18 protein-coding genes are annotated in these 26,362 nt (G+C 43.9%); 6 read left to right on the forward strand and 12 right to left on the reverse strand.

The window, feature by feature from the left end; all coding sequences use genetic code 11:
• Positions 1-3 precede the first annotated feature (3 nt).
• Together DWW91_RS01455 and DWW91_RS01460 are read right to left on the reverse strand one after the other, a co-directional pair.
• Complete coding sequence (locus DWW91_RS01455; RefSeq protein ID WP_009860626.1) at positions 4-657, reverse strand: ABC transporter ATP-binding protein; 654 nt, start codon at positions 655-657, stop codon at positions 4-6.
• Positions 658-662: 5 nt separating this feature from the next.
• Entirely contained in the window at positions 663-1,376 is a 714-nt protein-coding gene (locus DWW91_RS01460) for a ThiF family adenylyltransferase (protein ID WP_009860627.1), read from the reverse strand.
• Between the two features lie 138 nt (positions 1,377-1,514).
• On the opposite strand from DWW91_RS01460, the gene DWW91_RS01465 reads away from it, so the two are divergent.
• Positions 1,515-3,479 (forward strand): family 20 glycosylhydrolase, encoded by a 1,965-nt coding sequence (locus DWW91_RS01465; protein ID WP_122326731.1) that lies wholly within the window; start codon positions 1,515-1,517, stop codon positions 3,477-3,479.
• A 60-nt stretch (positions 3,480-3,539) separates the two neighbouring features.
• Here the strand turns inward: DWW91_RS01465 and DWW91_RS01470 are convergent, their stop codons facing one another.
• From DWW91_RS01470 to DWW91_RS01500, 7 genes are all read right to left on the reverse strand, one after another.
• Positions 3,540-6,542, reverse strand: a complete 3,003-nt coding sequence (locus DWW91_RS01470; RefSeq protein ID WP_122326732.1) for an FAD-dependent oxidoreductase — start codon at positions 6,540-6,542, stop codon at positions 3,540-3,542.
• A gap of 51 nt (positions 6,543-6,593) precedes the next feature.
• The gene (locus tag DWW91_RS01475; RefSeq protein ID WP_009860630.1) at positions 6,594-8,597 is read right to left on the reverse strand and encodes an FAD-dependent oxidoreductase; all 2,004 of its coding nucleotides are present in this window, start codon (positions 8,595-8,597) and stop codon (positions 6,594-6,596) included.
• Between the two features lie 100 nt (positions 8,598-8,697).
• Positions 8,698-10,536, reverse strand: coding sequence for a RagB/SusD family nutrient uptake outer membrane protein (locus DWW91_RS01480; RefSeq protein WP_122326733.1), 1,839 nt, complete (start codon positions 10,534-10,536; stop codon positions 8,698-8,700).
• Between the two features lie 14 nt (positions 10,537-10,550).
• The gene (locus tag DWW91_RS01485) at positions 10,551-13,910 is read right to left on the reverse strand and encodes a TonB-dependent receptor (RefSeq protein ID WP_009860632.1); all 3,360 of its coding nucleotides are present in this window, start codon (positions 13,908-13,910) and stop codon (positions 10,551-10,553) included.
• A 178-nt stretch (positions 13,911-14,088) separates the two neighbouring features.
• Positions 14,089-15,075, reverse strand: a complete 987-nt coding sequence (locus tag DWW91_RS01490; RefSeq protein ID WP_122326734.1) for a FecR family protein — start codon at positions 15,073-15,075, stop codon at positions 14,089-14,091.
• 83 nt (positions 15,076-15,158) lie between these two features.
• Positions 15,159-16,289: an OprO/OprP family phosphate-selective porin gene (locus DWW91_RS01495; RefSeq protein ID WP_009860634.1), complete on the reverse strand. Its 1,131-nt coding sequence runs from the start codon at positions 16,287-16,289 to the stop codon at positions 15,159-15,161.
• Positions 16,290-16,761: 472 nt separating this feature from the next.
• Entirely contained in the window at positions 16,762-17,277 is a 516-nt protein-coding gene (locus tag DWW91_RS01500; protein ID WP_180334977.1) for an RNA polymerase sigma-70 factor, read from the reverse strand.
• A 234-nt stretch (positions 17,278-17,511) separates the two neighbouring features.
• Here DWW91_RS01500 and DWW91_RS01505 point away from each other — a divergent pair, with 234 nt between their 5' ends.
• Complete coding sequence (locus DWW91_RS01505; protein ID WP_009860636.1) at positions 17,512-19,767, forward strand: inorganic phosphate transporter; 2,256 nt, start codon at positions 17,512-17,514, stop codon at positions 19,765-19,767.
• Between the two features lie 231 nt (positions 19,768-19,998).
• Here the strand turns inward: DWW91_RS01505 and DWW91_RS01510 are convergent, their stop codons facing one another.
• Positions 19,999-20,877: a hypothetical protein gene (locus tag DWW91_RS01510; protein WP_044215106.1), complete on the reverse strand. Its 879-nt coding sequence runs from the start codon at positions 20,875-20,877 to the stop codon at positions 19,999-20,001.
• Positions 20,878-21,072: 195 nt separating this feature from the next.
• Here DWW91_RS01510 and DWW91_RS01515 point away from each other — a divergent pair, with 195 nt between their 5' ends.
• The 4 genes from DWW91_RS01515 (at position 21,073) to DWW91_RS01530 (ending at position 24,871) form a co-directional block, all read left to right on the forward strand.
• Entirely contained in the window at positions 21,073-22,413 is a 1,341-nt protein-coding gene (locus DWW91_RS01515; RefSeq protein ID WP_046146458.1) for a DUF5690 family protein, read from the forward strand.
• A 30-nt stretch (positions 22,414-22,443) separates the two neighbouring features.
• On the forward strand, positions 22,444-23,226 hold the full coding sequence (gene phnX / locus DWW91_RS01520; protein WP_046145755.1) for a phosphonoacetaldehyde hydrolase: 783 nt from the start codon (positions 22,444-22,446) through the stop codon (positions 23,224-23,226).
• Positions 23,227-23,254: 28 nt separating this feature from the next.
• The gene (gene phnW / locus DWW91_RS01525; protein ID WP_122326735.1) at positions 23,255-24,346 is read left to right on the forward strand and encodes a 2-aminoethylphosphonate--pyruvate transaminase; all 1,092 of its coding nucleotides are present in this window, start codon (positions 23,255-23,257) and stop codon (positions 24,344-24,346) included.
• Between the two features lie 249 nt (positions 24,347-24,595).
• A complete protein-coding gene (locus DWW91_RS01530) occupies positions 24,596-24,871 on the forward strand; it encodes an HU family DNA-binding protein (RefSeq protein ID WP_009860641.1) in 276 nt (91 codons plus the stop codon).
• A gap of 3 nt (positions 24,872-24,874) precedes the next feature.
• On the opposite strand, the gene DWW91_RS01535 is transcribed toward DWW91_RS01530, so the two are convergent.
• A complete protein-coding gene (locus DWW91_RS01535; protein ID WP_009860642.1) occupies positions 24,875-25,501 on the reverse strand; it encodes a WbqC family protein in 627 nt (208 codons plus the stop codon).
• A 2-nt stretch (positions 25,502-25,503) separates the two neighbouring features.
• Positions 25,504-26,361 carry a signal peptidase I gene (gene lepB / locus DWW91_RS01540; RefSeq protein WP_122326736.1) on the reverse strand — a complete coding sequence of 286 codons (858 nt, stop codon included), beginning with the start codon at positions 26,359-26,361 and terminating at the stop codon, positions 25,504-25,506.
• Between the last annotated feature and the right edge of the window lies 1 nt (position 26,362).

Below are 26,362 nucleotides of genomic sequence, written 5' to 3' on the forward strand. Positions count from 1 at the left end.
TATTTATAATAAAACAACCCCGTCCTTGATATGGATTACGCGGTCGGTGTTGGCAGCCAGTTGTTCATCGTGCGTTACGATCACAAATGTCTGGTGCATCTGGTCACGCAATTCGAAGAAAAGGCTGTGTAATTCTTCTTTGTTTTTGGTATCCAGGCTGCCCGAAGGTTCGTCAGCCAGGATGACGGCGGGGTTATTGATTAATGCACGGGCCACGGCAACGCGTTGTTTCTCGCCACCGGATAATTCAGCCGGTTTATGAGTCATTCGGTCCGATAGTTTCATGAAATCAAGTATTTCCTTCGCTCTTTTTTCTGCATCGGACGCCTTTTCCCTGGCAATCAGTGCCGGGATCATTACGTTTTCCAACGCTGTAAATTCCGGTAGCAGCTGGTGGAACTGAAATACAAAGCCGATATTCTTGTTTCGGAAGGCAGCCAGTTCTTTTTCGGAAAGTTTGCCTGTTTCTGTTTCGTTAATAAATAACTTACCGTTGTCCGGCGTATCCAATGTCCCGATAATCTGGAGCAACGTCGTTTTTCCGGCACCGCTGGGGCCGACAATAGCTACAACTTCACCTTTATTGATCGTCAGGTCGATGCCCTTCAATACCTGTAAATTCCCGAAACTTTTAGTAATACCCTGCGTTTGTATCATGTTGATTAAATATTTCTTATTACATAGGAAGCCAGATAACAGCCGAAAATAGCCGGCATATACGAAACTGTCCCGGTAGTCGTCCGCTTACATTGTTCGTTTTCCACTTCCACTACGGCTTCCGGATTGGCGATTTCTGTTGAGAAAACGACCGGAATACCTTTGTTTAGTCCCATTCCCCGAAGCCGTTTGCGCACCGCTTTTGCCAGTGCACAGTTGCAAGTCTTGGAAATGTCAGCTATTTTCACCTGCGACGGATCGATCTTTGCTCCGGCACCCATGGATGAAACAATGGGAATTTCACGTCGGTAAGCATGATATAGCAGGTATGCTTTCGGACTGAGTGAATCGATGGCATCCACGATGAAATCGTACTTTTGGGCAGAAAGAACCTCTTCTGTCCGTTCGTCACGCAGGAACTCATTGAGTATTGTCAGCTTCAATCGCGGGTTGATATCCAGTAAACGTTGTCCCACAACTTCTGCTTTCTGCATCCCCAAGGTAGAATGTAAAGCCGGCAGTTGGCGGTTAATATTGCTGTCGTTCACCGTATCCGCATCAACAATGGTCATATGTCCTATCCCGGCACGGCATATCTGCTCGGCTGCATAAGCTCCGACGCCTCCGAGTCCTACGACCAACACATGGCAATGTGACAAGTACTCCATCCGTTCGGCCCCCAGTAAGAGTTCCGTCCGTGTGTTCCATTTGTAACTCATTTATATGTTTTTGAGCACAAAAGTAATAAATCAATCAGAAACCGCCTTTTTATTAGTCATCTTTTAACTATTCCTTCATTTCCGGTTTGTGCAGATGAGTAAAAAGCAGTAATATTGTACGCTTAAATTTAAAATACAATGAAGATAAAACGCTATTTAATGCTGGTTGCAGCGTGTACTCTCTTTTTAGGGAAAAGTTTTGCTGCCAATAACGAGAAACCGTTCGTGATACCTGAATTACAGGAATGGAGAGGTGCTCAGGGAATGTTTACTCCTTCTGCTACTTCCCGTATTGTTTATGCGAGTAAAGATCCTGCCGTTGCCCGTGTAGCCAATCAGTTTGCCGAAGATTATGAAACAATGTTCGGGCGTAAGTTGGCTGTTGTGCAGGGAAGAGCCTCTGCCGGTGACTTTGTTTTCTCCATATCCGGAGACAAACAACTGGGTGAAGAAGGATATGCCGTGAAAATTGCTGACCGTGTAACCGTATCGGCTCCTAAAGCCAAAGGTTTATACTGGGCAACCCGTACGCTTCTTCAGATGACGGAGCAAAACAGTGATCTGGCTTTGTCAAAAGGTTCAATGCGCGATTATCCGGATTATGCGATCCGCGGTTTTATGATGGACTGCGGCCGTAAATTTATCCCGATGAACTTCTTGCGCGATTACGTTAAGATGATGGCCTATTATAAAATGAATACGTTACAGGTTCACCTGAATGATAACGCTTTCAAACAGTATTTTGAACATGACTGGAACAAAACATATGCAGCATTCCGTCTGGAAAGCGAGTTCTTTCCGGGGTTGACGTCACGTGACGGCTATTATACAAAGAAAGAATTTATTGATTTCCAGTTGATGGCCGATAGTCTGGGCGTAGAAATCATTCCGGAAATAGATGTCCCCGCTCATTCTCTGGCATTGACACATTATCGCCCGGAAATCGGTAGTGAGGAATATGGCATGGATCATCTGGATTTGTTCAAGCCGGAGACTTATCAGTTTGTCGACAGTCTGTTCCGGGAATATCTGGAAGGCAGGAATCCTGTATTTGTTGGTAAACGGGTACATATCGGAACAGACGAATATTCAAATAAAAAGAAAGATGTAGTGGAGAAATTCCGCGAATTCACCGATCATTATATTCGTTTCGTGGAAGGTTTCGGTAAGCAGGCCTGTGTTTGGGGTGCTTTGACACATGCCAAAGGCGATACTCCTGTGAAATCGGAAAATGTGCTGATGAGTGCTTGGTACAATGGTTATGCTGATCCGAAAGAAATGATCAAACAGGGATACGATCTGGTTAGTGTGCCCGATGGCTATCTGTATATCGTTCCGGCAGCCGGTTATTATTACGATTATTTGAATACGGAAATGTTATATAAGAAATGGACTCCGGCGCACATCGGAAAAGAGGTTTTCCCCGAAAAGCATAAACAGATTAAAGGAGGAATGTTTGCTGTATGGAATGACCATGCCGGTAACGGAATCAGTACGAAGGATATTCACTACCGCGTATTCCCGGCTTTGCAGACATTGGCTGTGAAGATGTGGACTGGAAAAGACTGTAAAGTACCTTATGAAACATTCAATGCGGCTCGCCTTTCCTTGAGTGAAGGTCCGGGAGTCAATGTAGCCGGGCGTATCGGTAAAACACCGCGTGCTGTATATAATCAGGAAACATTGAAGCCGGGAACCGAGACCGGGCTGAAGGAAATAGGTTATCAGTATACTGTTTCTTTTAATATCACATCAGTTCCCGAAGAGCGGGGAACAGAGTTGTTCCGTTCGCCGGATGCCGTCTTCTATCTGTCCGATCCTGTTTCTGGCAAGCTGGGATTTGCTCGTGACGGTTATCTGAATACGTTTAACTATCAGTTCTACCCCGATGAAATGGCTTCAATTGCTATCAGCGGAGATGAGAAATCGACTCGTTTATATGTAAACGGGCAGTTGAAGGAAGATTTGAATATCCAGAAACGTTTCTTCAACGGAGGAAAAGATTCCATGAGCTATGTTCGTACATTGGTTTTCCCGCTGGAAAAGGCCGGAAATTTCAAGAGTACAATTACTAATTTGGAAGTGCTGAATTATTGTAAGTGACAAATAATGGGGCAAAAGTATGAGTTATTAACTTTTGCCCCATTTTAGTATAGTGTATTATTACTTATTTAATATTTCATTAGCGTAACGTGCATAATGCCCCTGTAAACCGTTTGCGTACCTGCGAAGCACTGCTTCCCCCATACCGTTATGGTCACCACATAGATACAGAGCCCTGGCAAGATGTAGCTCTTTCAGAGCCAGATTTCTGGTGGAAGTATCATTTTGTCCGGGAACGGTTCTGGCTCTTGCTTCTGTATACGACAGGATTGCGTGATTACGAACACCTGGTTTAGACAACATCATAGCAAGAATAGGTATTGCCTCTTTGCTGCCGATTGCTTCTGTTGCCATAGCAATAGCCCGGAAATGAGAAAAATAATCTTCCGGCTCCAGTTGTTTTGCTTTTTCCAAAATAGTTGGAAGAGCAGAAGAATCTTTCGAGTTGCCTAAGGCTGTAACCAGTGCATCCAATGGACTCAGGCACATTCCGAACTGTCCCATACCAGTATAATGCCATCCTTCATCCCATGTAGTATGTTGATGGACGGTATCAGTCAGAATTGAGCTTCCTTTGTTATTTCCAAGAATACCAAGAATACTGGCAAGGATCATTTTTTCTTTAGGTATGGTTGCCTGACTGAGTTGTTTGCTTACCACTTCAAGACAACGATCAGGATCAGTCAGTAAAATTTCAAGTCCTTTGTAATTCTCGGTTACATTGATAGCTGCTTTTTTCATTGCCGAATTACTGAAACCTTTAAATTCTTTATCCGTTAATACCCGTTCCGGGAGATTTCCTATTTTAACCAGATGTTTTTGGACTTTTTTGATGTCGACTTTACGGAGCGGTTTTTTTTCTTTTGCACACAAAGCAGCTAAATAACCTACTGCATATCCCTGATTCTGCAAGCAAGGTTGCATGCGAATAACGGGCATGGCATCACGGTGGGCACTGGCTCCGAGACCGGTTGTCAATATGCCCTCCAATCCTTTGGGCAATAAGCTGCGTAGAGGAACATCAGCATCATATATTTTATGTCGTTTTTCCGGTGGATTCAGAATAAAATAAGGATCTATGATCATTCCATGAGTATCGAAAGAACTTTTATGGAAAGATATGGTGTCTGAATAACGGCGTTGATTTATCACATCGTAGACGGAAATGATATGCTCTCCGATAATCCTGCGACGTTCGCGTGTCTGGGGCATTTTTACGATATCAAAAAATCCTTTCATTTTATTTTTTGCCTGTATGAATGTACGTGATACATCAAGAATATCGGTATCATCGACAAAAAGCCAGTCATTGTTATTATAAAAATCACCCGGATCGCGTTTTCCAGCTCCGGCTCCTTGTACAGCGAGCGTATTTTTTCCGGTATAATCGAAAGGTGATCCGGCAGCAATAGCTATATCTGCACTCCCTGTACTGTCGATCAATACTTCTGAAAGGAAAACCCCACGTCCGAAAGGAGTTGCGACAACAAGTCCTTTTACTTTATTGTTTTCTACTAGTGCTCCACATCCCAATACGCCAAACCACAGTTCACCATTTGCTTTGAGTAATTCTCTGCGATACCATTCCATTTTCCAGTCGGATACCGATTGTTCTTTCCAGTTTTTTAGTTGTCTTGGGTGGTCTGCGGGGGCCATATTATGGACACCATTATCAATAGTTGCTGTAAAACCTTCCCGGAAACCATCCCAATAACAGCCGATCAGTCCTATTGTTCCTAATCCACCCAGTCCGTGTAGATATTCCAGTACAAGAGTTTTTGCTCCTTGTCTGGCTGCCGATATCCCTGCGGAAGCTCCGGCTGTACCTCCACCTAAAACGATCACATCATAATTCCCCAATACCGGCAGAGCCCCGGCGGGAGAGTCGGCAAAGCCTTTCTGCATGGAGGGGCGGAGAGGTTTCAGGATTTCCCCGATTTGTCCGTAATTTGTTGCATTTACTTTCGGTTGACGGACGGCAATTTTCTCAGGCATCGGTGAATTTTTAATTTGTTCGGCAATTTGTTCTCCAAGTAATTCTCCTAAAAACATGGCATTGACCGGGCGCATCACATATGCAGCCGTTTCCCTGGGGATATCAGCGCAAGGGCCAAGAACCCAGAGGTTTTCTATATTCTGGGATTTGAATGTTTTTTCCGGGAGTTTACGGATAGACAATGAGCTTTCTCGGTAACTTTCTTTTCCTATGATTGTATGCTTTGGGATATACCAAAGTAAATCCGAGCTATCTACCTGCTCCGGATCCCATGTAACCGAACGAGCTATTTGTTCGATTTTCATCAGGGAGCCATAAGAGTTATTGTCGAGGGACATTCGGAACGTGTAACGTGTAATTGGATAACTTTTGTTGTTCACTTTAAAAGGCAGAGGGAGAACTTCCGCATTGCTGATCTCGGAAGCTTCTTTTTTTGCGTTGCCGACAACTGTGTATTGAAACTCTAATGTTTCTGGTTTAAAAGGTGTTTGTTCAGCTCCGAGTAAGTTGGCGACAGTTGCATGGTGGGTTGTGTCGATGATCGCTTTGCAAAGTATGGCTTGCCTTCCCGAACGGTTGGCTATAACGACTCCGCCAGGTAATCCTGCCGGATCTGTCAATACATTGGTCACATAACTACTGTAAAGAAACCGGACATTGTTATCTATCAGTTCATTTTCCAGTACAGTCTTTACGCTGAGCGGAGTCGGATATTCTTTTCCGGGGAAAATTTTCCGGGAAAGATCTGTTTGAAGTTTCTCATCTTTGTTGTGTTCAAAAAGAAAACTGCCGCATATATCATCTCCCAAATAAGGCATATATCCGATTAAGAATACATCGCAACCTGTTTTTGCCGCAGCAACGGCTGCAGCAATTGCGCGTGAACTACCTCCAACTACTATAATGGACGTTTTTGCTATTATGGGTATTTTACGTTGACCTTCATAACAAAACTCTGTGTCAGGTACAACTTGATAGATAGTTGCTTTTGCCTCTTCGAGGTTGTTTAGTGAAGCTAGTGCTCCTCCGGCAACTGTTATTTTCAAAAAATCTCGTCGTGTAATCATAATGTATCTTTTTAATATTGGTCTGTGTAAGCAGTATATAAAAGTAAATATTTATTTCTTTGGTACTAATAGAATTGCATCACTAAATAATGCGCCTTTTGATTGGCTTCCGTCAATAGTGATTGCAACAGCTTCCCCTTTTTCGAATGTAAAGGTTCCCAAGCTAACCCACGAGCCTTTTTTCTCTTTAGGTGTAATACTTATTTTTTCAGTTCCTCCTTTATATGATACTTCAAATGCCATTAGATCCGGCATGCTGGAGTCGGGAAGGTGTGTACAGTAGAAAAATATTTCGTAGGTGTCATTTTTTTTAATAACAGGCATAAATGAAAAAGAGCTGTTGTTATTTTCATTTGAACTCAGCAAGTAACTGTTTTTGTAATGAGCTCCAAAACCTTTATTCCAGCGTCCTCTCCGGCTGATCTTATCAATATCACTGTCATCAACCAGAATCTCCGGTGTAGAACCATCCAAATAAGGATCTTCTTTCAGGATGCGACGAAGTTCGGAAATATTAATATTCTGTACACTTGTGTTGCTGTCAATAGCAAGTGCGGATGCAATTGCTGCAGATTGTCCCAATACCATGAAAACAGGTTCCATGCGTATTGAACCGAAAGCGATATGAGTGGAAGATACGCAAACCGGAACCAACAAATTTGTGCACTCACTTTGCTTGGGAGTAATGCTTTTATAGGAAATAGGGTAGGGTGGGAAACCATGATATTGGACATCTCCTTCATTTTTTACCATACCGTTTGTAACAATTCGCTGACAGTTGTGTGAATCCATTCCATAGGCTGCCATCCCAATGGCATCGCTGACAGTTTCTTCACCCTGGCAATTCTTTTGTGTCATAATATATTCGCCATTCAGGCGGCGAGCTTCGCGCACATATAATTGTGTCGGAAAGTTGTCATTATCTACAAATTCGTCTTTTGCCCATCCAAATCTGGAAACCTGGTCGCGTAGTTCGGAGGGAACTCTATCGTCGTGTGTAAGAAAATAGAGCAGTCCTTTTGTATAGTCCACATGTTCCTGCCAGATTCTTTCCCGGGTTGCATAGTCACCGTCCGGATATTCGTAATTCATTCCGATCATGTCGGTCGATAACGGTCCACGGTTATTTACATCATATTTATTATCCGGCATAATGCCCCAATTGAATAACAGATAATTGTCTATGTGTAAATCCATTTTGCGGATAGCACGTGCCAATAACTCGTATTTATCCGGATCATAATTTTCAGGTTTCTCAAATGGGCGTTGATTTTCTTTATTATCGGTGAGGCATAAACGGAAATTGTATGCCTGGACAAGTTTATCTCCACTTCCTCTTTCTTTTAATGTATTTGGTTGGATTCCCCAACATAAGCCACTGGTTGGATCTCCTTCCTTCAAATAAGGGTCGATTCCATCCGGGAATTGGTGGTAAACAGACATTTGAACCCCATTAAGCGTTTCATCCTGATTCTCATTCCCTTCACGCCCGACAAAATAGGAAACTCCGGCCTTTGCCATCAAATCTCCTTCATACGAGCAATCGATGAATTGTTTGGCCTTAACTTGTATCAGAGTTTTTTTGTCAGGCTGTTTGGAATCTTCCAGGGTGATGTTTTTTATTCTTTTATTTTGAACTTGTGCGTCTGTTATACGGCGATAATACAGTACATCTAACTCTGCATCCTCTATGAAGCGATTCATAGTTGCAGTCGCAAGACTTGGCGGAAAAGTCCATTGTTCGAATTTATTGTAATGCTCTCCTATACGGCGATAGAAAAGACGGGCTAACCCGGTAACGGCATATTTATTCCCGATATCAGTCATTCCGAGACCACCGGTTGTCATGCCTCCCAGATATTTGCCGGGTTCTATCAGGAGAACGGATTTCCCCATCTTTTTGGCAGAGTAAGCAGCAACTACGCCAGCTGAGGTACCGCCATACACACAGACATCCACTTCTTTTACAAATTCACTTCCTACATGATCTCCCGACTGGCAGGAGAAGAGACTTATGCAGAAGGCCAATATTATAACAATATACTTTAGATTCATTGTATTACATTTAAAAATGAAAGAAAAATACCCCGGCTGTAATCTGAAAATCCTTTAGGAAAACATGTGTTACAACCGGGGTGCATATTGGTCTGAAGAATTAATAACCGTCGTTTTGTGTCAAATTATTGTTGACTAAAATGTCGTTGGCCGGGATGGGCCACAAATAATTTTTCCGCGCATCGAAAGACATTTTATAGAATGTAGTGATATATCCGGCTGTTTCCATCGGAGAGAGGTTGGGCAGACCGTTTTCGTCAATCGTCGGTATACCACCGATAGGATAGTTGCCTTCATCCCAGTTCTTCAGTAAAATTTTGAAGTCTGAAGACAATTCCAGATTGGATTCACTACCGGTCAGACCGTTCCAGCTCGCAGAACCGGACCAGGCGCGTGGCAGGTAATACATCGGCTTGTTATGTGATTTATCGGCAATACGCCAGCGTATTAAGTCACGGTAACGAAGTCCTTCAAACGCAAATTCTGAACGTCGTTCCATACGGATGATTTTCCGTAATGCGGCTTGGGATGTAACTTCTACATGTGGATAAGCTCCGGTAGCTCCGCGATAGGCTCGTTCACGCACCAGATTGATGCTTTTGTCCAAATCCTCCTGTGTACATTGTCCCATCTCGTTCTTCGCTTCTATGTAAGTCATCAGTATCTCGGCGTAGCGCAGGTAGGGATAACAGTTGTCTGAAACACCACCGTAACTGTTGTAATCTTTCCAGTTATCTTTCACGAATTTGCGGAGCATCAGCCCGTTGTAGGCGGAGTGCTGGTTAGAGGCTTTGGCATCATTGTTGAGCACCATTTGGCCGGTTGAGACTTCATACACTTTGTTTGCATAAGGACTGGGGTTATATTCATAACCAAGTGTAATGTAGTCCGGATACTTTTCGGGAAAAGTCCCGTCTACTTTCGACAGCTCATATTCGGCATAATCAGCAGAGTATTTTGTCTTGAATGGCTGGATTGTCATCGCAAGACGTGGATCACGGTTGGCAAAGGGATCCTTCGGATTATAGAGTGGCGACTTGTCGATGGGAAGGCCATCGATACAAGTATAAGAACAAAGCAACTCCAGCGAAGGACCTTGATTGGCGAAACCGCCTAACTTACGAATAACGTAGTCTTTGACACTTCCAAAAAGACCATACCCTTTCTTTAGTGTCAAATCACCTTTGAAGTAAAACATTAACTCTGATGAACTGTTGGCTTTGAATAGTTCGGCGTAATTGTCATGCAGTTTATAAATGCCTAAATTCATACATTTTTCTGCAGCCGAGGCTGCGGTCTGCCAATCGCCGTGGAAGAGCGCGAAACGAGCTTTGAAACCGAGAGCTGCCCCTTTGGTCGGTCTTTGTTGAGTTGCGTAGGAATCGGGCAGATATTCTATGGCCTTGTCTAAACATTCATAGGCATAAGCTAGTACTTCGCTTTTAGGGGAACGAACAGCTACATAGGCTTCGTCCAGGGTCATACCTTTGTTCAGGACACAATCTCCCCAATAGGTTGCCAATTCGCAATAGGCGAATCCGAGCATGAAGTATGCCTCTCCTTTATATTGGTTGACTTTGTTATCACTTAGGCCGCTTGCCGTTCCGTTGTCCAGGGATTGGATTACTTTCGTGGCACGTGCAATGGACTTGTAGAGTGAGGTCCAGCGGGTTGAAGCAGTACCCCACTGAGCAGTCACTGTCCCTAGAGTGATATCGTTGGATCCATTGCGGTTCAAAAGGTCATCGTCCCAGTCAAGGTTATCGATGGGGAAGAAGTCCGGACGCCACAGATCGTTGAGCGACATCTCAATTTCGGTTTCATCATGATACCAATTCTCACTTGCACCTTCTGATAGTGGATTCAGGTCGAGGTCGGCACAAGCAGCCATGCTTAGTGCCATTATTCCGGTAAATAGATATTTACTTATTTTATTCATACTGGATTCTCTAATTAAAATGAAACATTCAGACCAAAAATATAGGAAGACATAATGAGGTCGCTGCTGCGATCCCATTCCGGATCGTATCCGTCGGGATACTTTGAAAAAGCAGGCAAATCGTTTGCACTGAAATAGACTCTCAGTTTATTGACGAAGAACTTTTTCGTGATTTCTGACGGAATGGTGTAGCCTAAAGTGATATTTTTTATACGCATATAGGCTCCGTTAAAGAGATAGAAGTCGCTGTTGGCATAAATATTGGTATTGTTGGTCGTCAACTTGGGATATTTCGCCTTTGCGTTCTCGGCATCTGTAGCTGTCGGACTCCAATGGTTTTCGATCAGATTCAATGGACAGGCATAGGCTTGATAGTTGAACGGTGTACCGGGCCATGACCAGTAAACAAGCTGGTGACCGATACCCTGGAATGATAGGTTGAAATCGAAGTTTTTCCATTCAGCCCAGAGTGAACCTCCGTATTGCAGTTCCGGTAACGAGTTACCTAAACGTACGCGGTCGTTGGATGCTGTGATTTTACCATCCTTGTCAATATCCAGATAACGGATGTTTCCTGCCTTATCGTTGTTGGTCAGGACAGCTATCGGGTTACCGTCCTCGTCATACATAGCTGCATCATTCAGTATGATCCCCAGGTTTTTGTAGCCATACCATTCATTATAATATGAACCCTCTTCGGTAATCTTGGTTCCATCGATTTTTTGGCGGTTGGCCATATAACCCATTTTTGAGCGGTAGTCTGAGATATTAAAGCTGGCACCGTAGCGGAAGTCGTTGATCTGGTCGCTCCAGGAGAGTTCAAGATCCCAACCTTTCGTGTTCATATCGGCAGCATTGTTCTGTGGTGCGTTGTAGCCGAAATAAGAAGGGAATCCTACTTCCATCAACATATCGGTCGTCTTTTTATAATAGTAGTCGGCCGAAGCGCGCAGCCTGTTGTTTAATAGGGTGATGTCTGCACCGATACCGTAGGTCGTAGTTGTTTCCCAAGTGATGGTGTTGAATGCATAGTCTGTCTGATAGGCGGTTTGCACTACGTCTGACGATCCGGTGGAGGCGTTGGGAATGAAGCCGGTTCCGAAAGTCAGTTTGGCCTGGTAGGGGAATTCTGAACCGATACGTTCGTTACCCAGTTGTCCGATTGAGCCGCGAAGTTTCAGATAGTTAATAACACTTTTGTTGAACCAGGGTTCCTCTGAAATGACCCAACCAGCACTGACAGAGGGAAATGTACCCCAGCGGTGGCCATCGGCAAAACGTGACGAACCGTCAGAACGGATATTTGCCTGCAGCATATAACGGTCAGCCCATGAGTACATGATACGTCCGAAGAAAGAACGGTAGGCATTGTGTCCGGCATTTCCACTATTGTATTGATAATCCTCCGGACCTAAGTTCAGGTAGGGAAAGTTCACTAAGCTATAATTTGTGCGTGATGCACCTTCATTTTCCCAGTTATAGGAGTAGTCTTCGTAACCGGCCATGAGTCCGATGGAGTGGCGTTTCAATTGTAACTTGTAGTTGGCATAGAACTGCATAGTCAGACTATGTGTGTCGTTGCGTGTTTCGTTCAGGCTGGTTGTTGCATAGCCTGATCCGGGAATGGCATCTCCACTGATCCGGAACACGTCATATTTCTTTTTATGGTCTTTCCCTTTGTAGAAAGTATATTGGGGTGCCGCGATTGCTGTCAGGGTCAGTCCTTCTATCGGTGTGAGATCCAACTGAATCTTACCGTTGATACGATAGTTCTGACCTTTGACAGTTCCCCCCAGATCATGTAGCGCAAAAGGGTTGTCGCCATCCTTACCATCGGCATAGCTACCGTCGACCCAATAAGAGTTGTAGAGCGGAGAACGGGCCATGAAGTCTTTGATAATACTGCCTTCTGCACTGTGTGGTGTAACTGTGCTGGAGTAAAGTAGGTTCACGTCCACATTCGCATGGATCCAATTGTTGATATTGTAGTCGTTGTTTGAACGTACATTAAAACGCTCATAGTTCTTTTTGTCGTAAAGGGCATCGGCATTGTAGTAATTGAGGCTGAAATTCGTTTTCAGTTTTTCGGTACCTCCGCTGAGGGAGAAGGAGTGCCGCTGATGATGCGTAGAACTTTTAATACCCATTCCCATAAAATCTGTATCTGGATAACGGTCAGGATCTTCAGCCCGCAGTTGTGCATAGTTGTTGATCAAATCTTCCGAATAGGCCGAGTGGAGGGAAGAAGCACCATCGTTATAGGCGAGTTCGTTGTATCCTTGCATCCATTGTACAGCATTGGCAAACCTTGGTTTGGCTGTTGGTGCATCAATGCCGTATTCCACGCTGTAGGAAAGATGGAAGTTCTTATCCTTGGCGCGTTTTGTTGTGATCAGGATGACACCGGCAGCCGCGCGTGAACCGTATATGGCTGCTGAAGCTGCGTCTTTCAATACCTGAATGTCTTTTACGTCTTCGGGCGCAATGTCGTTAATATCACCCGGGATACCGTCCACGATTACCAGCGGGTCATTGGTTGATAGTGTTGTGACACCACGTACACGGATGGTAGCTCCGGAAGTAGGATCACCGCTTGAGCGTGTGATCTGTACACCGGCCATCTGTCCCTGCAGCTGATTAGAAAGTTGCGGGGTGTTTTTCATCTGAAGTTTGTCACCACCCAGAGAGGAAGTTGAACCGGTCAGGTCAATTTTGCGGGCCGTACCGTAACCGATCACTACTACTTCATCTAGATTCTGCAGGTCTTCCGTCAGTTTAATTATGAATTGGTTCTTGCCATCTATAACTATCTCTTGCGTATTATATCCGATATAAGAAACTTTTAGTGTCGCGTTTTGTGCAACATGAAGGGAGAAGTATCCTTCGAGATCTGTAATGCTACCGTTGGAGGTACCTTTTTCAACCACATTTGCACCAATGACCGGTTCACCATCTGCATCAATGACTTTACCTGTAATATGCTTGGTCTGTTGTTGCCGGACAGCATAGGCTTTGCGGATAATGTTAATGTTCCGATCGTTGATTGTATAAGTCAGGTTTGTTCCAATTAAAGCCTGTCTCAGAACATCATCGATCTGCAGGTTAGTTGCTTTTACATTGACATCGATGTTTTTCACTTCTTCATCGACATAGAAGAATAGAAACTCGCTCTGTTTCTCTATCAGGGAAAACAGTTCAGTGAGGGATATTCGCTCTGCTTTGATTGAAACGGTTACAGATTGAGAATAGGATGATTCTATTGCTACTGCCTGAAACAGAGCGACGAAAAGTAAGATGACCGTGATTTTCATAATTGAGAAAAGTTTTTTTAAGTCTTTGGCTAAGAAAGACCTGTAATACGAAACATTTTCCATATTTTTGTACTGATTTAAAGATTGATAATTCGCTTCATCCACAATGTTTGGCCACGGAGGGGAGGAAGCGGAGAATTAAAATTGAAGATTTGAAAACCGGTTGTACTTTCAGGTATGACCGGTTTTTAGGTTAATGTTGGTACTATTTCATAGGCATTCTGTTTTTATTAATAAAAGTTTATCTGATATAGTATGTATTATTCTTATTTTCCCATTTCATAGGTAGACTTCGTGAAATTACTTTCAGGATTTCATCCAAGGTTTGTTCTTCGCTGAAACCACCGGATACCGTCATTGATGGTTTCGTTAATTTCTTATTCCCAATAATGATCTGTACCTTGTATCTTTTTTCAAGTTCTTTTGCCAAATCTGTGAACATGATCATTTTATATTTTATCAGACCTTCTTTCCAAGAGATTTCTTTTTCTATATCAACTTCGTGTACATCAATGTTACCGGTTGTATAATCGAATGCAGCTTGTTGATTGGGATATAATTTTATTTTTTGCCCGGATCCCTCGAAAGATACACATCCTTCTATCAGTGTGGTAATGATTTTATCAGATCCTTTGTCAATCTTTGCATTAAACACTGTTCCCAGCACTTTAATGGTTCCCCTGTTTTTATTTTCCACTTCAAGGGAAACTTCGAACGGGCTATCAGGATTTTTAGTTACTTCAAAAAAAGCTTCCCCCTCCAGTTTTACTGACCGGTTGTTTTTTCCGAAAGCATCTGAATAGGTAAGTGTGCTATTTTTATTTAGTGTAACTTTTGTTCCGTCACGGAGTGTGAATTCTGATTTGTTGTTATTGGTGAGATAAGTGTAATACTCTTTGCTTTTCCCGTTTGTACTGGTTATACTGAAAAAAGATGAGATCGTGATAATCAGAACAATTGAAGCGACAACTGACAGGAGGATCGGAATCAGATACTGTTTCCCGGGAGTTTGATGTCTGTTTATTTTATCCTGTAGTTTTTCTAATGAAACAGATGGGTTTACGTATTGATTAGATGCAATATCTGCACTCCAGTAACTTTTTAGCAGACTGAATGTTTTATGATTTTCTTCTTTTTCATTCATCCAGTTGCTGATGAACAGAATATCTTCAGCCGACGCTTCTCCGGCTAAAACTCGTGCTATAATATGATCTATTTTATTTTCCATCTTTGTTACTTCTAGTATTATAGTCGTAACGTATATGGAAAAACCCTTAGTTGTAAATTGAAAAAATAGTATTAATTTTATAATTAAAACCGTACCTGCAATCGAACCTGCATCATATTGATTTCGCATTTACCCAATGCAGAATACTTGTCCATCCAAAGATGTGCGTAGTTCAGGCGGGAAGAAATGTATTTGTTGAAATAATAATTGATGCCGATGGATACGTCGTGCTGGCTTCCTCCTGTGATATGGCTGCTGAAATCATTCAGGTTCGTATAGTTGTAACGGCAGGCAAGCAGAATAGAATGTGGGTCTTCAGGCATTACCGGTATTGCATCGAGTGCATCGTAAGCATATTTGCTCCCTTTTAGGAGGAATCCGCCCAATATATATCCTCCGTGGGCGGAATAGGAGGGTTGGGAAGAATTTTGTTTGATTTTCGTGTAAAGAAACTCTGTTTGTAACAGCCATTTTTTTTGAAACAACAGGCATTCTACGTTCGACTGAACCTGATTTTTGGCATGTTTGAATGTCAAATCTAACGTTCGGGGGGATGGAATATAAGTAACGCCTTTTGTCTTTAACCGGATTTGTTGTTCACCGGTTTCCGTATTTTCATCAGGGACTTTGAATAAAGCTCCTGTGCCTATATGGAATAATTGTCCCGGAGAATTTATTGGGCGCCAGACGACACGTCCGGAAAAGTTATAACCGGGTTTGGTTGTCTCGGAGAAGCTGAGTCCGTCACCGCAAAAAGCACCGGCTGATAAATAATAAGAAGGAAGGGAACGTGTGTAGGATATGCCTATTCTGCGATCCGGATAGAAAGTTTCCGCCACATTGGAGGCTGTGTTGAAAATTAAATCATTTGTGCTGGTGGACTGGTCTATACTGTAATAGCCGAGCATATAACCGGCACGGAAATAATTTCCGTCTTTGCCATATTCGGTGAATGCATCTTTCAGTGTTATCTTATTGTTTGCAAAGCCTACATCTATTTTGGTATACCAGTTCGAATAGATACGGACTTTAGCTGCCAGCCGGACATCTGCGATATGCGCTCCGGCATGTAACTCTTTGGGAGAATGAATATAAACACCGCCATCCAGGAATAAACGGCCTGATAATTTCCAGTCGATAGGTGAAGAATCCGGCGTTGCAAAAACTGAAAAAGCAAATAGAATAAGTAGAAATAAGGGTGTTATCCGTCTCATGAAAAATGTTCCTTTACAGTATTGAAACTGTAAAGGAACGAAAAAAATGGAAAAAATCGAAGTGATATTGTAAAGATATTGGTTATAGACCGAGTTATATCGTTTATTACTAAGACAGGAATTTTGAAAATACCCCTACTGGTATGGAAAGAAATATTGTAGTTTGAAAGAGACAAAAAAACGAAAGGGAAAGTCCGGATTTGACTCCGGGCGTTTCCCTCTCTAACTTAACCGACCCCCTTATTTCCCAATAAGTTTTATATTACAAATGTATGTGATTTGTGACAATGATTTGTTTCGTAATTCAAGCAATTGGTATTAAAGGTCAGACAAATTTCATTTTGTTTTCTGCCACTTTATCTTTTGGCCGATAAAAGGATGATTTCTATATATTGTTGTTTTGAAAAGAACAACAGGCTGTTGATGTTTGTTTCGGTTCGGGAGTATTGAGGGATAGCGGTGACTTTTTTATTTATTCTTCTTTTCTAAGAAATTCGCGTAGTTTTTTGATAGCAGTAGCAAGGTGGGCTTCAAGTGTTTTTACGGAAATTTCCAATATAGCTGCTACCTCTTTATATTTGAGCTTATCTTCACGGACTAACTTGAATGCCGTTTTGCATTTTGCCGGCAATGCTTCAATGGCATTATTTAGTTGGTTGATTTTTTCTTTGGAAATGAGGTCGTCTTCCGGAGTTGTTTCCGTATGGATGAAAAGGTCTATTGAAAGTTCGTTCAATTCTATTTGTTCCATGTGTATGGAACGGTAATAGCTGATAGCTTTATGTCTGGCGATAGAATAAATGTAAGAATCGAAATTCGTTACTTTCAGTAGAGATTTTCTATTATTCCATACTGCCAGGAAAGTATCGGAAACAATTTCTTCTGCTTCCACTGTGGAGGAAACATAGAGTCTCGTAAATCGTATTAACCTTTGGAAGTAAGTCAGGTATAACGATTTAAAAGCAGCTTGGGAATCGGTCAATGCCATTTCACAGAGCCATTGCAGTATGTCATCTTTATGGTCGGTCAATGATTGAAAGTTAATAACTATGATATTGTAGTCGCATTTTAGAAGAAAAACCCTTAGTGTGATAACTTTCTTTTTTCTCCCTTGTTTTAATAATAAGGGCGTTTTAACAATTGTAACATGTTTGTAATATCTGTGTAACACATGTGAAATAATTGTTTCAGACCTTTGTTGTCGAATATGTAACACTCATTTATGGAAACATTCTATCTGTTCCTCGTAATTTTTCTTTTCGTGCTGGCGGTATTTGACCTGTCGGTCGGAGTCAGTAATGACGCAGTAAACTTTTTGAATTCTGCAATCGGTTCGAGGGCCGCATCGTTTAAAACTATTATGGTCATCGCCGCAATCGGTATTTTTGTCGGCGCTTCTTTGTCTAACGGTATGATGGATATTGCCCGGCATGGGATTTATCAGCCGCAACACTTCTTTTTCTCTGAGATTATGTGTATCCTGCTGGCTGTTATGCTGACCGATGTCGTACTGCTCGATATCTTTAATTCATTGGGGATGCCGACATCGACGACCGTTTCGCTTGTGTTTGAATTGCTGGGAGGTACGGTGGCCCTGTCACTGGTCAAGATAGCCAATTCCAACGGTGCTTTGCAGTTGGGGGATTTGCTGAATACCGATAAGGCTTTTACCGTGATTCTCGCCATCTTCCTTTCTGTAGCGATTGCTTTCTTCTTCGGAAGCGTGGTACAGTATATTTCACGTCTCATCTTTACATTTAATTATAAGAAACATACAAAATACTTTATAGCGCTGTTTGGCGGCCTGGCGGCTACTTCCATCCTTTATTTTATGCTGATAAAAGGGTTGAAGGAAAGTTCTTTTATGACCGGCAATCTGAAAGAGCTTATTTACGGCAATACCAGCATGGTGGTGTGGGGTGCTTTTATTTTCTTTACTATCCTGATGCAAATCCTTCACTGGCTGAAGGTGAATGTATTCAAGATTATTGTGATGCTGGGTACTTTTGCCTTGGCATTGGCTTTTGCCGGAAATGACCTGGTGAACTTTATCGGTGTTCCTCTGGTTGGCTATTCTTCCTATATGGATTTGATGGCGCAGGGGGGAACGACGACGACGGATACATTCCTGATGGGTTCGCTGCTTGCTCCGGCTCAGACACCCTGGTATTTCCTGGTCGGTTCGGGGCTGGTGATGGTGATTGCACTGGCTACTTCCAAGAAAGCGCATAATGTGGTGAAGACTTCGCTGGATTTATCCCGCCAGTCGGAAGGAAACGAGAGTTTCGGAACATCACCGGTGGCACGTATGCTGGTCCGCACTTGCAATAATGCTTCCAGTACGATTCTGAGTGTGGTTCCGCCGAAAGTAAAGGACTGGATTGACAGCCGTTTTAATAATGATGAAATTATTCTGGAAGACAAAGCCAGCTTTGACCTGGTCCGTGCTTCGGTTAATGTGGTACTTTCGGGATTGCTGATTGCGTTGGGTACTTCTCTGAAGCTGCCGCTTTCAACGACTTACGTGGCTTTTATGGTGGCAATGGGTAGTTCGTTGGCCGACCGTGCCTGGGGACGGGAAAGTGCGGTTTACCGTATTACCGGTGTGCTGTCGGTTATAGGCGGATGGTTTATTACGGCGGGAGCTGCTTTTACGATTTGCTTCCTGGTTGCTATCGTTATTCATTTCGGAGGCATTGCAGCGATGGCAGCGATGGTCGGCCTGGCAGTTTATATGTTGATACGTAGCCAGATTGCTTATAAGAAAAAGATGAAGAAAGAAGCCCTGAAGGAAGAAGTGAACACGACAGTTGCCAAACTGCGTGATACGACAGACAGCCGTGAAGCCCTTTCTTTGTTTCGTGAACATAGCCGCGAAGAATTACAGTCGGTATTGCTGTTTACTGCGGATGCACTCGACCGCTCCGTCCATGGTTTCATGAATGAGAATCTCCGGGAGCTGCGTAAAGTCCTGAATGAAATAGAAGAGAAAAAGATACATCTGAAGCAAGTAAAACGTGTCGGTACGCTGGGCGTAACGCATCTGGAACACGATATTGCCGTCGAAAAGGGATTGTATTATTATCAGGGGAATGATTTCGCCAGCGAGATTATCTTCAGTGTCCGCCGTCTGACAGAACCCAGCAAGGAGCATGTGGATAATAACTTCAGTCCGCTCAACGATATTCAGAAAGAAGATTTCAGCAAAATGACGGAGAGCATCATTACTTATCTGAAACGTTGCGCTGTCATGATTGAAACGAACGATTATCATCGTCTGGACGATGTCATAGTCGAATCCGTCTCCTTGACCAACCAGCTCACCGCCCTGAAGAAAGGTGAATTGAAACGTATACAGGGACAGAGCGGAAGTACGAAGGTAAGCATGGTCTATCTGAATATGGTGCAGGAAGCGCAGAACGTTGTATCGTTTACTGCAAATCTGGTGAAAGTAAGCCGTAAATTCCAAAAGGAATAAGGATGAAAAACGGTACCCGGGCAAAATGTCTTATAATGTTATCCGCTAGCCGATTACATTTTCCTCGTAGTTTCTGTTTCAGGAAACTGTAGTTCCCCGGGCAGGGAACTGTAATTTCCTAGGCAGGGAACGCGAGTTTCCAAGGCAGGAAACTACAGTTTCCTAATAAGGAAATTGTAAGGAAACTATACGGAGTTTATAAAGGAACTGTCAGGGAAGAAGATGCCGGCTTTATAATGCCAGCATCTTCTTTTCTTTTATCAGGTCGCTTTCGTCCATGCGGAGAGAAGGGACGGTGCACATTTTGATGTAATCGCCGGTCTGGCAGGTGTAGTCGTAATAGGATTGTTGTTCGGGCGTGAAGTCTTCTTTGGCTATCAGGCCGTTTTTCATTGCCAGAAACTCTTCGATGTCCGTACTTTCCGATTCCTTTATGAGGACGATACGGCGGGCGACCGGATTGCGGTTGTAATCCAGTCCCAGATATAAACCGCGCAGCTGGCGGGGATTCTTGAACATGGGAATTTGCAGATAGACAGTAACCAGCGTTAACGGGGGAACCGGATTTTCACTGAACATGCAATAGAAGTTTTGAGGGTCCCCGTTTACCCCGATGCCCCATTGCACTTCATCGTATGCATTGAGCCGGCCGATACGGATATGGTCTTTATTGTCGGACAATGTGATTATATAAGGTTCGCATTTCAGGCAATCGCTGGAGGAAGAGAGACTATAGCTGGTATATAACCCGCAGATGTTGGTCGTCTTCCGGGCGGAAAGAGATAATTCCTCGTTGAGCGACTCGATGAAAGGAATCCCTTTCTGTGTGTGCAATGCCGCCGGTTCCAGTTCGTCGAGTCGGTTCAGCGTGTTTTCCAGTCCTGAAAGCAGTTTTCTTTTGGATACGTTATTAACCAGCGATAGCGCCTGGTCGAGCGCCTCTTCCTGCGGCATTGTTTTGGCCGATTCAAAATAGGCGGGCAAGACGGTCGTATAGAGCGATGACAATACGCTCGGAGCCATTCCCACCCAATCGGCTATTTCTTTCATCTTCGTACCGTTGTTCCTTAAATATTCAATCCTTTTGTAGAGTTCTGAGAAGTCATTCATCATGTAACATTTTCTTTAATACAATACAAAATAACGCCCCGTTTGTTGCATTTCCGTTACATGAATGTTACATAAATATTTCTTTATAATTTATTGATATTTAGTTATATATTAATAATACATATTCATGTGTTCAGTAATATTCCTGTAACATCTCCGGGATACTTTTGCCGTCGAAAACAAAACGACAGCATGATGAATAATTTGTTACATATCAACGAAACAACCCGGAAACGTCTTTCCGATTTCCTTTTTATCCTTTGGGCCGGAGGTGCCGCCTTGTTATCCTATTCATTAGTATATGCATTACGCAAACCTTTTACGGCTGCCTCCTTTGAAAATGCGGAATTCTTCGATTTGGATTATAAAGTGGTGGTGACAATCTCACAGATACTGGGATATGTTATTTCCAAATTCATAGGGATTAAGCTGATTTCCGAGTTGAAACCGGAAGAACGGTTTAAGTTTATCCTCACTTCTGTGCTGCTGGCGGAGTCTTCGCTTATTTTATTCGGATTGCTTTCCACGCCGTTCAATGTGGCTGCCATGTTTCTGAACGGGTTGTCGCTGGGATGTATGTGGGGAGTCATTTTCAGTTTTATCGAAGGACGCCGGGTGACGGATATTCTGGCAAGCCTGCTGGGAGTCAGTATGGTGATTAGTTCGGGTACGGCCAAGTCTGTCGGGTTGTATGTCATGAACCATCTCCATGTGAACGAGTTCTGGATGCCGGCCCTGATTGGTGGCGTTGCGCTTCCCCTTTTGTTGTTGCTCGGTTGTGCGCTGAACAAACTTCCGGAGCCTAACAAAGAAGACATCGCCATGAAGTCTGAACGCGAAACGTTGAACGGACAGCAGCGCTGGGAGTTGTTTAAGAGCTTTATGCCTTTCCTCAGTATGCTTTTCGTGGCAAACATAGCCATTGTAGTCCTGCGGGATATAAAAGAAGACTTCCTGGTGAATATCATAGATGTCACTGCTTATTCTCCCTGGCTTTTTGCCCAGATTGACAGTGTGGTGACATTGATTATCCTGGGGATATTTGGTTTGATGGTCTTTGTGAAAGACAATCTGAAAGCATTATCCGTCCTGTTCGGTCTTATCATCGTGGGAATGATTGCAATGTCGGTCGTTTCTTTCGGGCAGGACCGGTTCCGTCTGTCGCCTGTGACATGGCTGTTTATTCAGAGCCTGTGCCTGTATATTGCCTATCTGACTTTCCAGACTATCTTTTTCGACCGGTTCATCGCCTGTTTCAAGATACGTGGAAATGTAGGGTTCTTTATCGTGACGACAGACTTCCTGGGATACACCGGAACCGTATTGGTTCTTATCCTGAAAGAGTTTTGTAACCCCCATATTAATTGGGCGGTATTTTATAATCAACTAGCCGGTTATGTTGGCATCTTTTGTTGTATCACTTTCATCTGTTCTTTCGTATATTTGCATCAACGTTTCCGTAAAGAAACGGGTATGACAGCCGCCAGGGAAGAGACACTTGAAGCCACTCCGCAGAATGCCATCACCGTAGCCTGAGAGAAATAATAAAAACTAGTATATAAAGTTATGAAGAAGATTTCGTGTGTAATTATGGACTGGGCCGGAACGGCCGTCGATTTTGGTTGTTTCGCTCCTTTGAACGCCTTCCTGAAAGTCTTTTCGGAAGAAAAAGGAATAGACATTACTTACCGTCAGGCACGTGAGCCGATGGGACTTCTTAAAATAGACCATATCAAGGCTATTCTGAATATGCCGGAGGTGAATGATAAATTCCGTGCACGTTATGGCCGCGACTGGAATATGGACGACGTGAACGAGATGTATCAGAGTTTCGAAAAGCATCTGTTCGCTTCCCTGAAAAACTTTACGACTCCGATACCCGGTGTACTGGATACTATCCGACTGTTACGTGAAGACGGACTGAAGATTGGTTCGACAACCGGCTATACGCAAGCTATGATGGACGTGGTCCGTCCGGGTGCCGCCGCAAAAGGTTATGTGGTGGACAACCTGGTGACTCCCGATGATGTCCCCGCAGGCCGTCCGGCTCCCTATATGATTTATAAGAATATGATTGACCTGGCTATCCCGTCGGTGGATAATGTGGTGAAGGTGGGTGATACGATTGCCGATATTAAAGAGGGAGTGAATGCGAAAGTATGGACTGTCGGTCTTATAACGGGAAGCAACGAGATGGGGCTTTCGGAAGAAGAATACAACCGCCGCTCTGCCGACGAACTGGCCGGACTGAAACACGAAGTGCGTGAACGCATGTTGGCTGCCGGTGCCCATTTCGTATTGGACAACATCACGGAACTTCCTGCTTGCATTGAGAAAATTAACAGATAAAATAAGGACATAATAGCTATCATTAAATATGAGAAATTATCTTTTGCTGACACCCGGCCCATTAAGTACGTCACAGACCGTGCGCGAAGCCATGCTCCAGGATTGGTGTACCTGGGATAAAGATTATAATGGAGGAATCGTAACCCCAATCCGTAAAGGTCTGCTGGCTATCGCCGGACTGGATGAAAACGAATATACCGATGTGCTCCTGCAAGGCAGCGGAACCTACTGTGTGGAAGCAACCATCGGAGCCGCCGTGAAACCGACCGACAAATTGCTTATCCTTGCCAACGGCGCTTACGGAAAACGTATGGCGCAGATTGCCGGATATTACCATATCGACCATGTCCTGGTCTCTTTGCACGAAACGGAACTGATAACAGGCGAAGTTGCCCGCCGTGCCCTTGAAGAGAATCCGGGCATTACTCATCTTTCGATGGTACACAGCGAAACGACGACCGGCCTGCTGAACCCGATTGAAGAGGTGGCGGAAGTCATTCGCGGCAAGGGCATCACTTTTATTGTCGATGCCATGAGCAGCTTTGGCGGTGTACCGATCGACATGAAGAAGCTGGATATCGACTTCCTGGTGAGTAGTGCCAATAAATGTATCCAGGGAGTTCCCGGTTTCGGTTTTATCATTGCAAAGAGGGAAAAGCTGATGGCTTGCAAGGGTGTGGCCCGTTCATTGTCACTGGATATCTATGACCAGTGGGAAACGATGGAGAAGGGTGGAGGTAAATGGCGTTTCACGTCTCCCACACATGTAGTCCGTGCCTTTTACCAGGCTATGAAAGAGCTGAACGAAGAAGGAGGTATTGCCGCCCGTTACGAACGTTATAAAAAGAACCACCGTACATTGGTTGACGGAATGCGTGCACAAGGTTTCAAGACCTTGCTTCCCGATGCTTCCCAGGGTCCGATTATCACTTCTTTCCTTTATCCGCATGCAGGCTTTGATTTTAATGCATTCTATGCTGCTCTGAAGCAGAAAGGATTTGTGATTTATCCGGGTAAAATATCCGATGCGGATACTTTCCGTATCGGTAATATCGGCGATGTGTTTCCGGAAGATATGGAGAAGTTGCTGGAGGCAATCCGGGATACTGACTACAAATAGAATATAACTCTGAAAACGGTTGATATACTATATTATAACCGGATGTTGCCGTTCACTTCCGGTTATAATTAGCCCAATCTGAAAAAAATGCAAGAATAATGAACCGATAATTGCTTTTATATTGTATATGATAATAATTTTGAGTACGTTTGCTCCCATTAAAAATCAAGTTATTCAGGAGATTGTTCGAAATTGATTCATCAGTGCCTATTTAGTTGATGGATGGTAGTAATTTAATAATAAAAGCAAATGAAACGGTCAGATTTAATTGCAGCTATAGCTGCTGAAAGTGGTTGTAGTAAGAAAGATGTAGATGCAATGCTTGAAGCATTTTGTTCTGTTGCGACTAATGCACTTCGCCAGAGGGACCCAATAGTGCTGAAAGGCTTTGGTACTCTTTCTCCAAGAGAGCAGAACAGTCGTCCGGCCCGCAATCCCAAGACAGGTGAGGTTGTTATTATCCCGAAACGTCTGAGTGTGAAGTTCAGCGTTGGTAAGTTCCTTTTTGAAGACCTGAACAAGTAACTGCTATCGGTGGGCGATGGAATCCCGCAGGACGAGTATTCCTTCCGGTCCCATATTGAATAGTAAGTCTACGATACTTAAGTTGGGGAGGAATCCGAATTTATCCCGAAATACCTGATAATAGGGTTGCGGGAGAAAGGCGGAATCTTCCCCTTCGTGTTTCGGGCGGATGATTTCCCGGAAATCGTTCGGTACTTCCGGCATGTAAGCTTCCGTATAGACAACGTTCGGTTGCAGGTCCAGCAACCGGCAGACCAGCATGCGCAGCTCCTCGTTGAAATCAAACAGGAACTCATATTTCTTCTCGTAGAACGGTGCGAAATCTTCCTCATAATATTCAAAGAACGGACTCATATTATAAGCCGAGACCAGTGCATTCCAATGCAGGTGGCGCCAGTTCCCGTGGTCGGATATGCGGATATCCTTAGTCGGGCATTTCAGCGTGTCGGGCTTGACGATGGGGACGGAGAGTGACAGCGGACCATTGGCAGCCGCGATTGTACAGCGGTTGCGGTAGGTTTGCTTCAGATAGTTTTCGGCTGTTTCTATCCGTACCTCTTCAAATTGGTAGAGTTTGCAGTATTGTTGTACCGGGCCCAGGTAGGCTGAAGAAATATATACAGGTTGCATGATTAGTTTACGGGTTTAAAAATTCGTTGCCGGTCTTTGCTGTACCAGCAGAACCAGGCGTTTCCAATGATATGGTTGCGTGGGATGAATCCTAGGTGACGCGAATCCACCGCTTCGTTGGCATTGTCGGAAAGCATCCAGTAATAATCCTGATTGAAGAAGAAGAAATCTGTTTCCCGACCGTCCAGGAATAACTTCCCGTCACGGAACACGGCCTTGTCGCCGGCTTCGGCCCGGATGGCTTCACGGCAGGCGGTGAGTGCAGCTGCATTGAGGCGGTAGGCTCTGCCTTTTTGGGGAACAACCAGTTCGTACGTATCCATCGGGTTTTTAAGGAAACGGATGTTGGCATCTTCCGATAATTCTTCTCGTATCTGATATTCCTCAAAGGAAGTCAGGTTGAAGGAGATGCCGAACGATTCTTCTTTCATCTCCCTGAGCGGGATATTCAGTTTCTTCTGTGCTGCCAGTACTTCCTCCTGTGCCGCCTGTGTCACGATATAAGTATTGAGTGACCGGGGGGAATGAGGAATCAGCCTTCCGTTTACCCGGTATCCGTCATTACTAATCCGGATTGTGTCGCCCGGCATACCGATACAACGGCTCAGAAATAATGGGCTCGATGTCGTATCTTTCAGCAGCGGACTGGTAAATAGAACTACCCGGTTGCGCCCCGGGTTGTCTTTTTGCGGGAGCTTGTTCACCAGCATATAATCGCCTTTATGCAGGGCAACTTCCATGGAGTCGGTCGATACGCGATACGACTCCATACAGAAATAACGGATTACCATAACGCCCCCCACCAGCAACACGATTGTCACCAGCCATTTTACTGCGGATATGAAGGAGCGCTTTGTCATT

Source organism: Parabacteroides sp. AF17-3 (genome assembly GCF_003635445.1).
Classification (GTDB): Bacteria; Bacteroidota; Bacteroidia; order Bacteroidales; family Tannerellaceae; genus Parabacteroides; species Parabacteroides goldsteinii.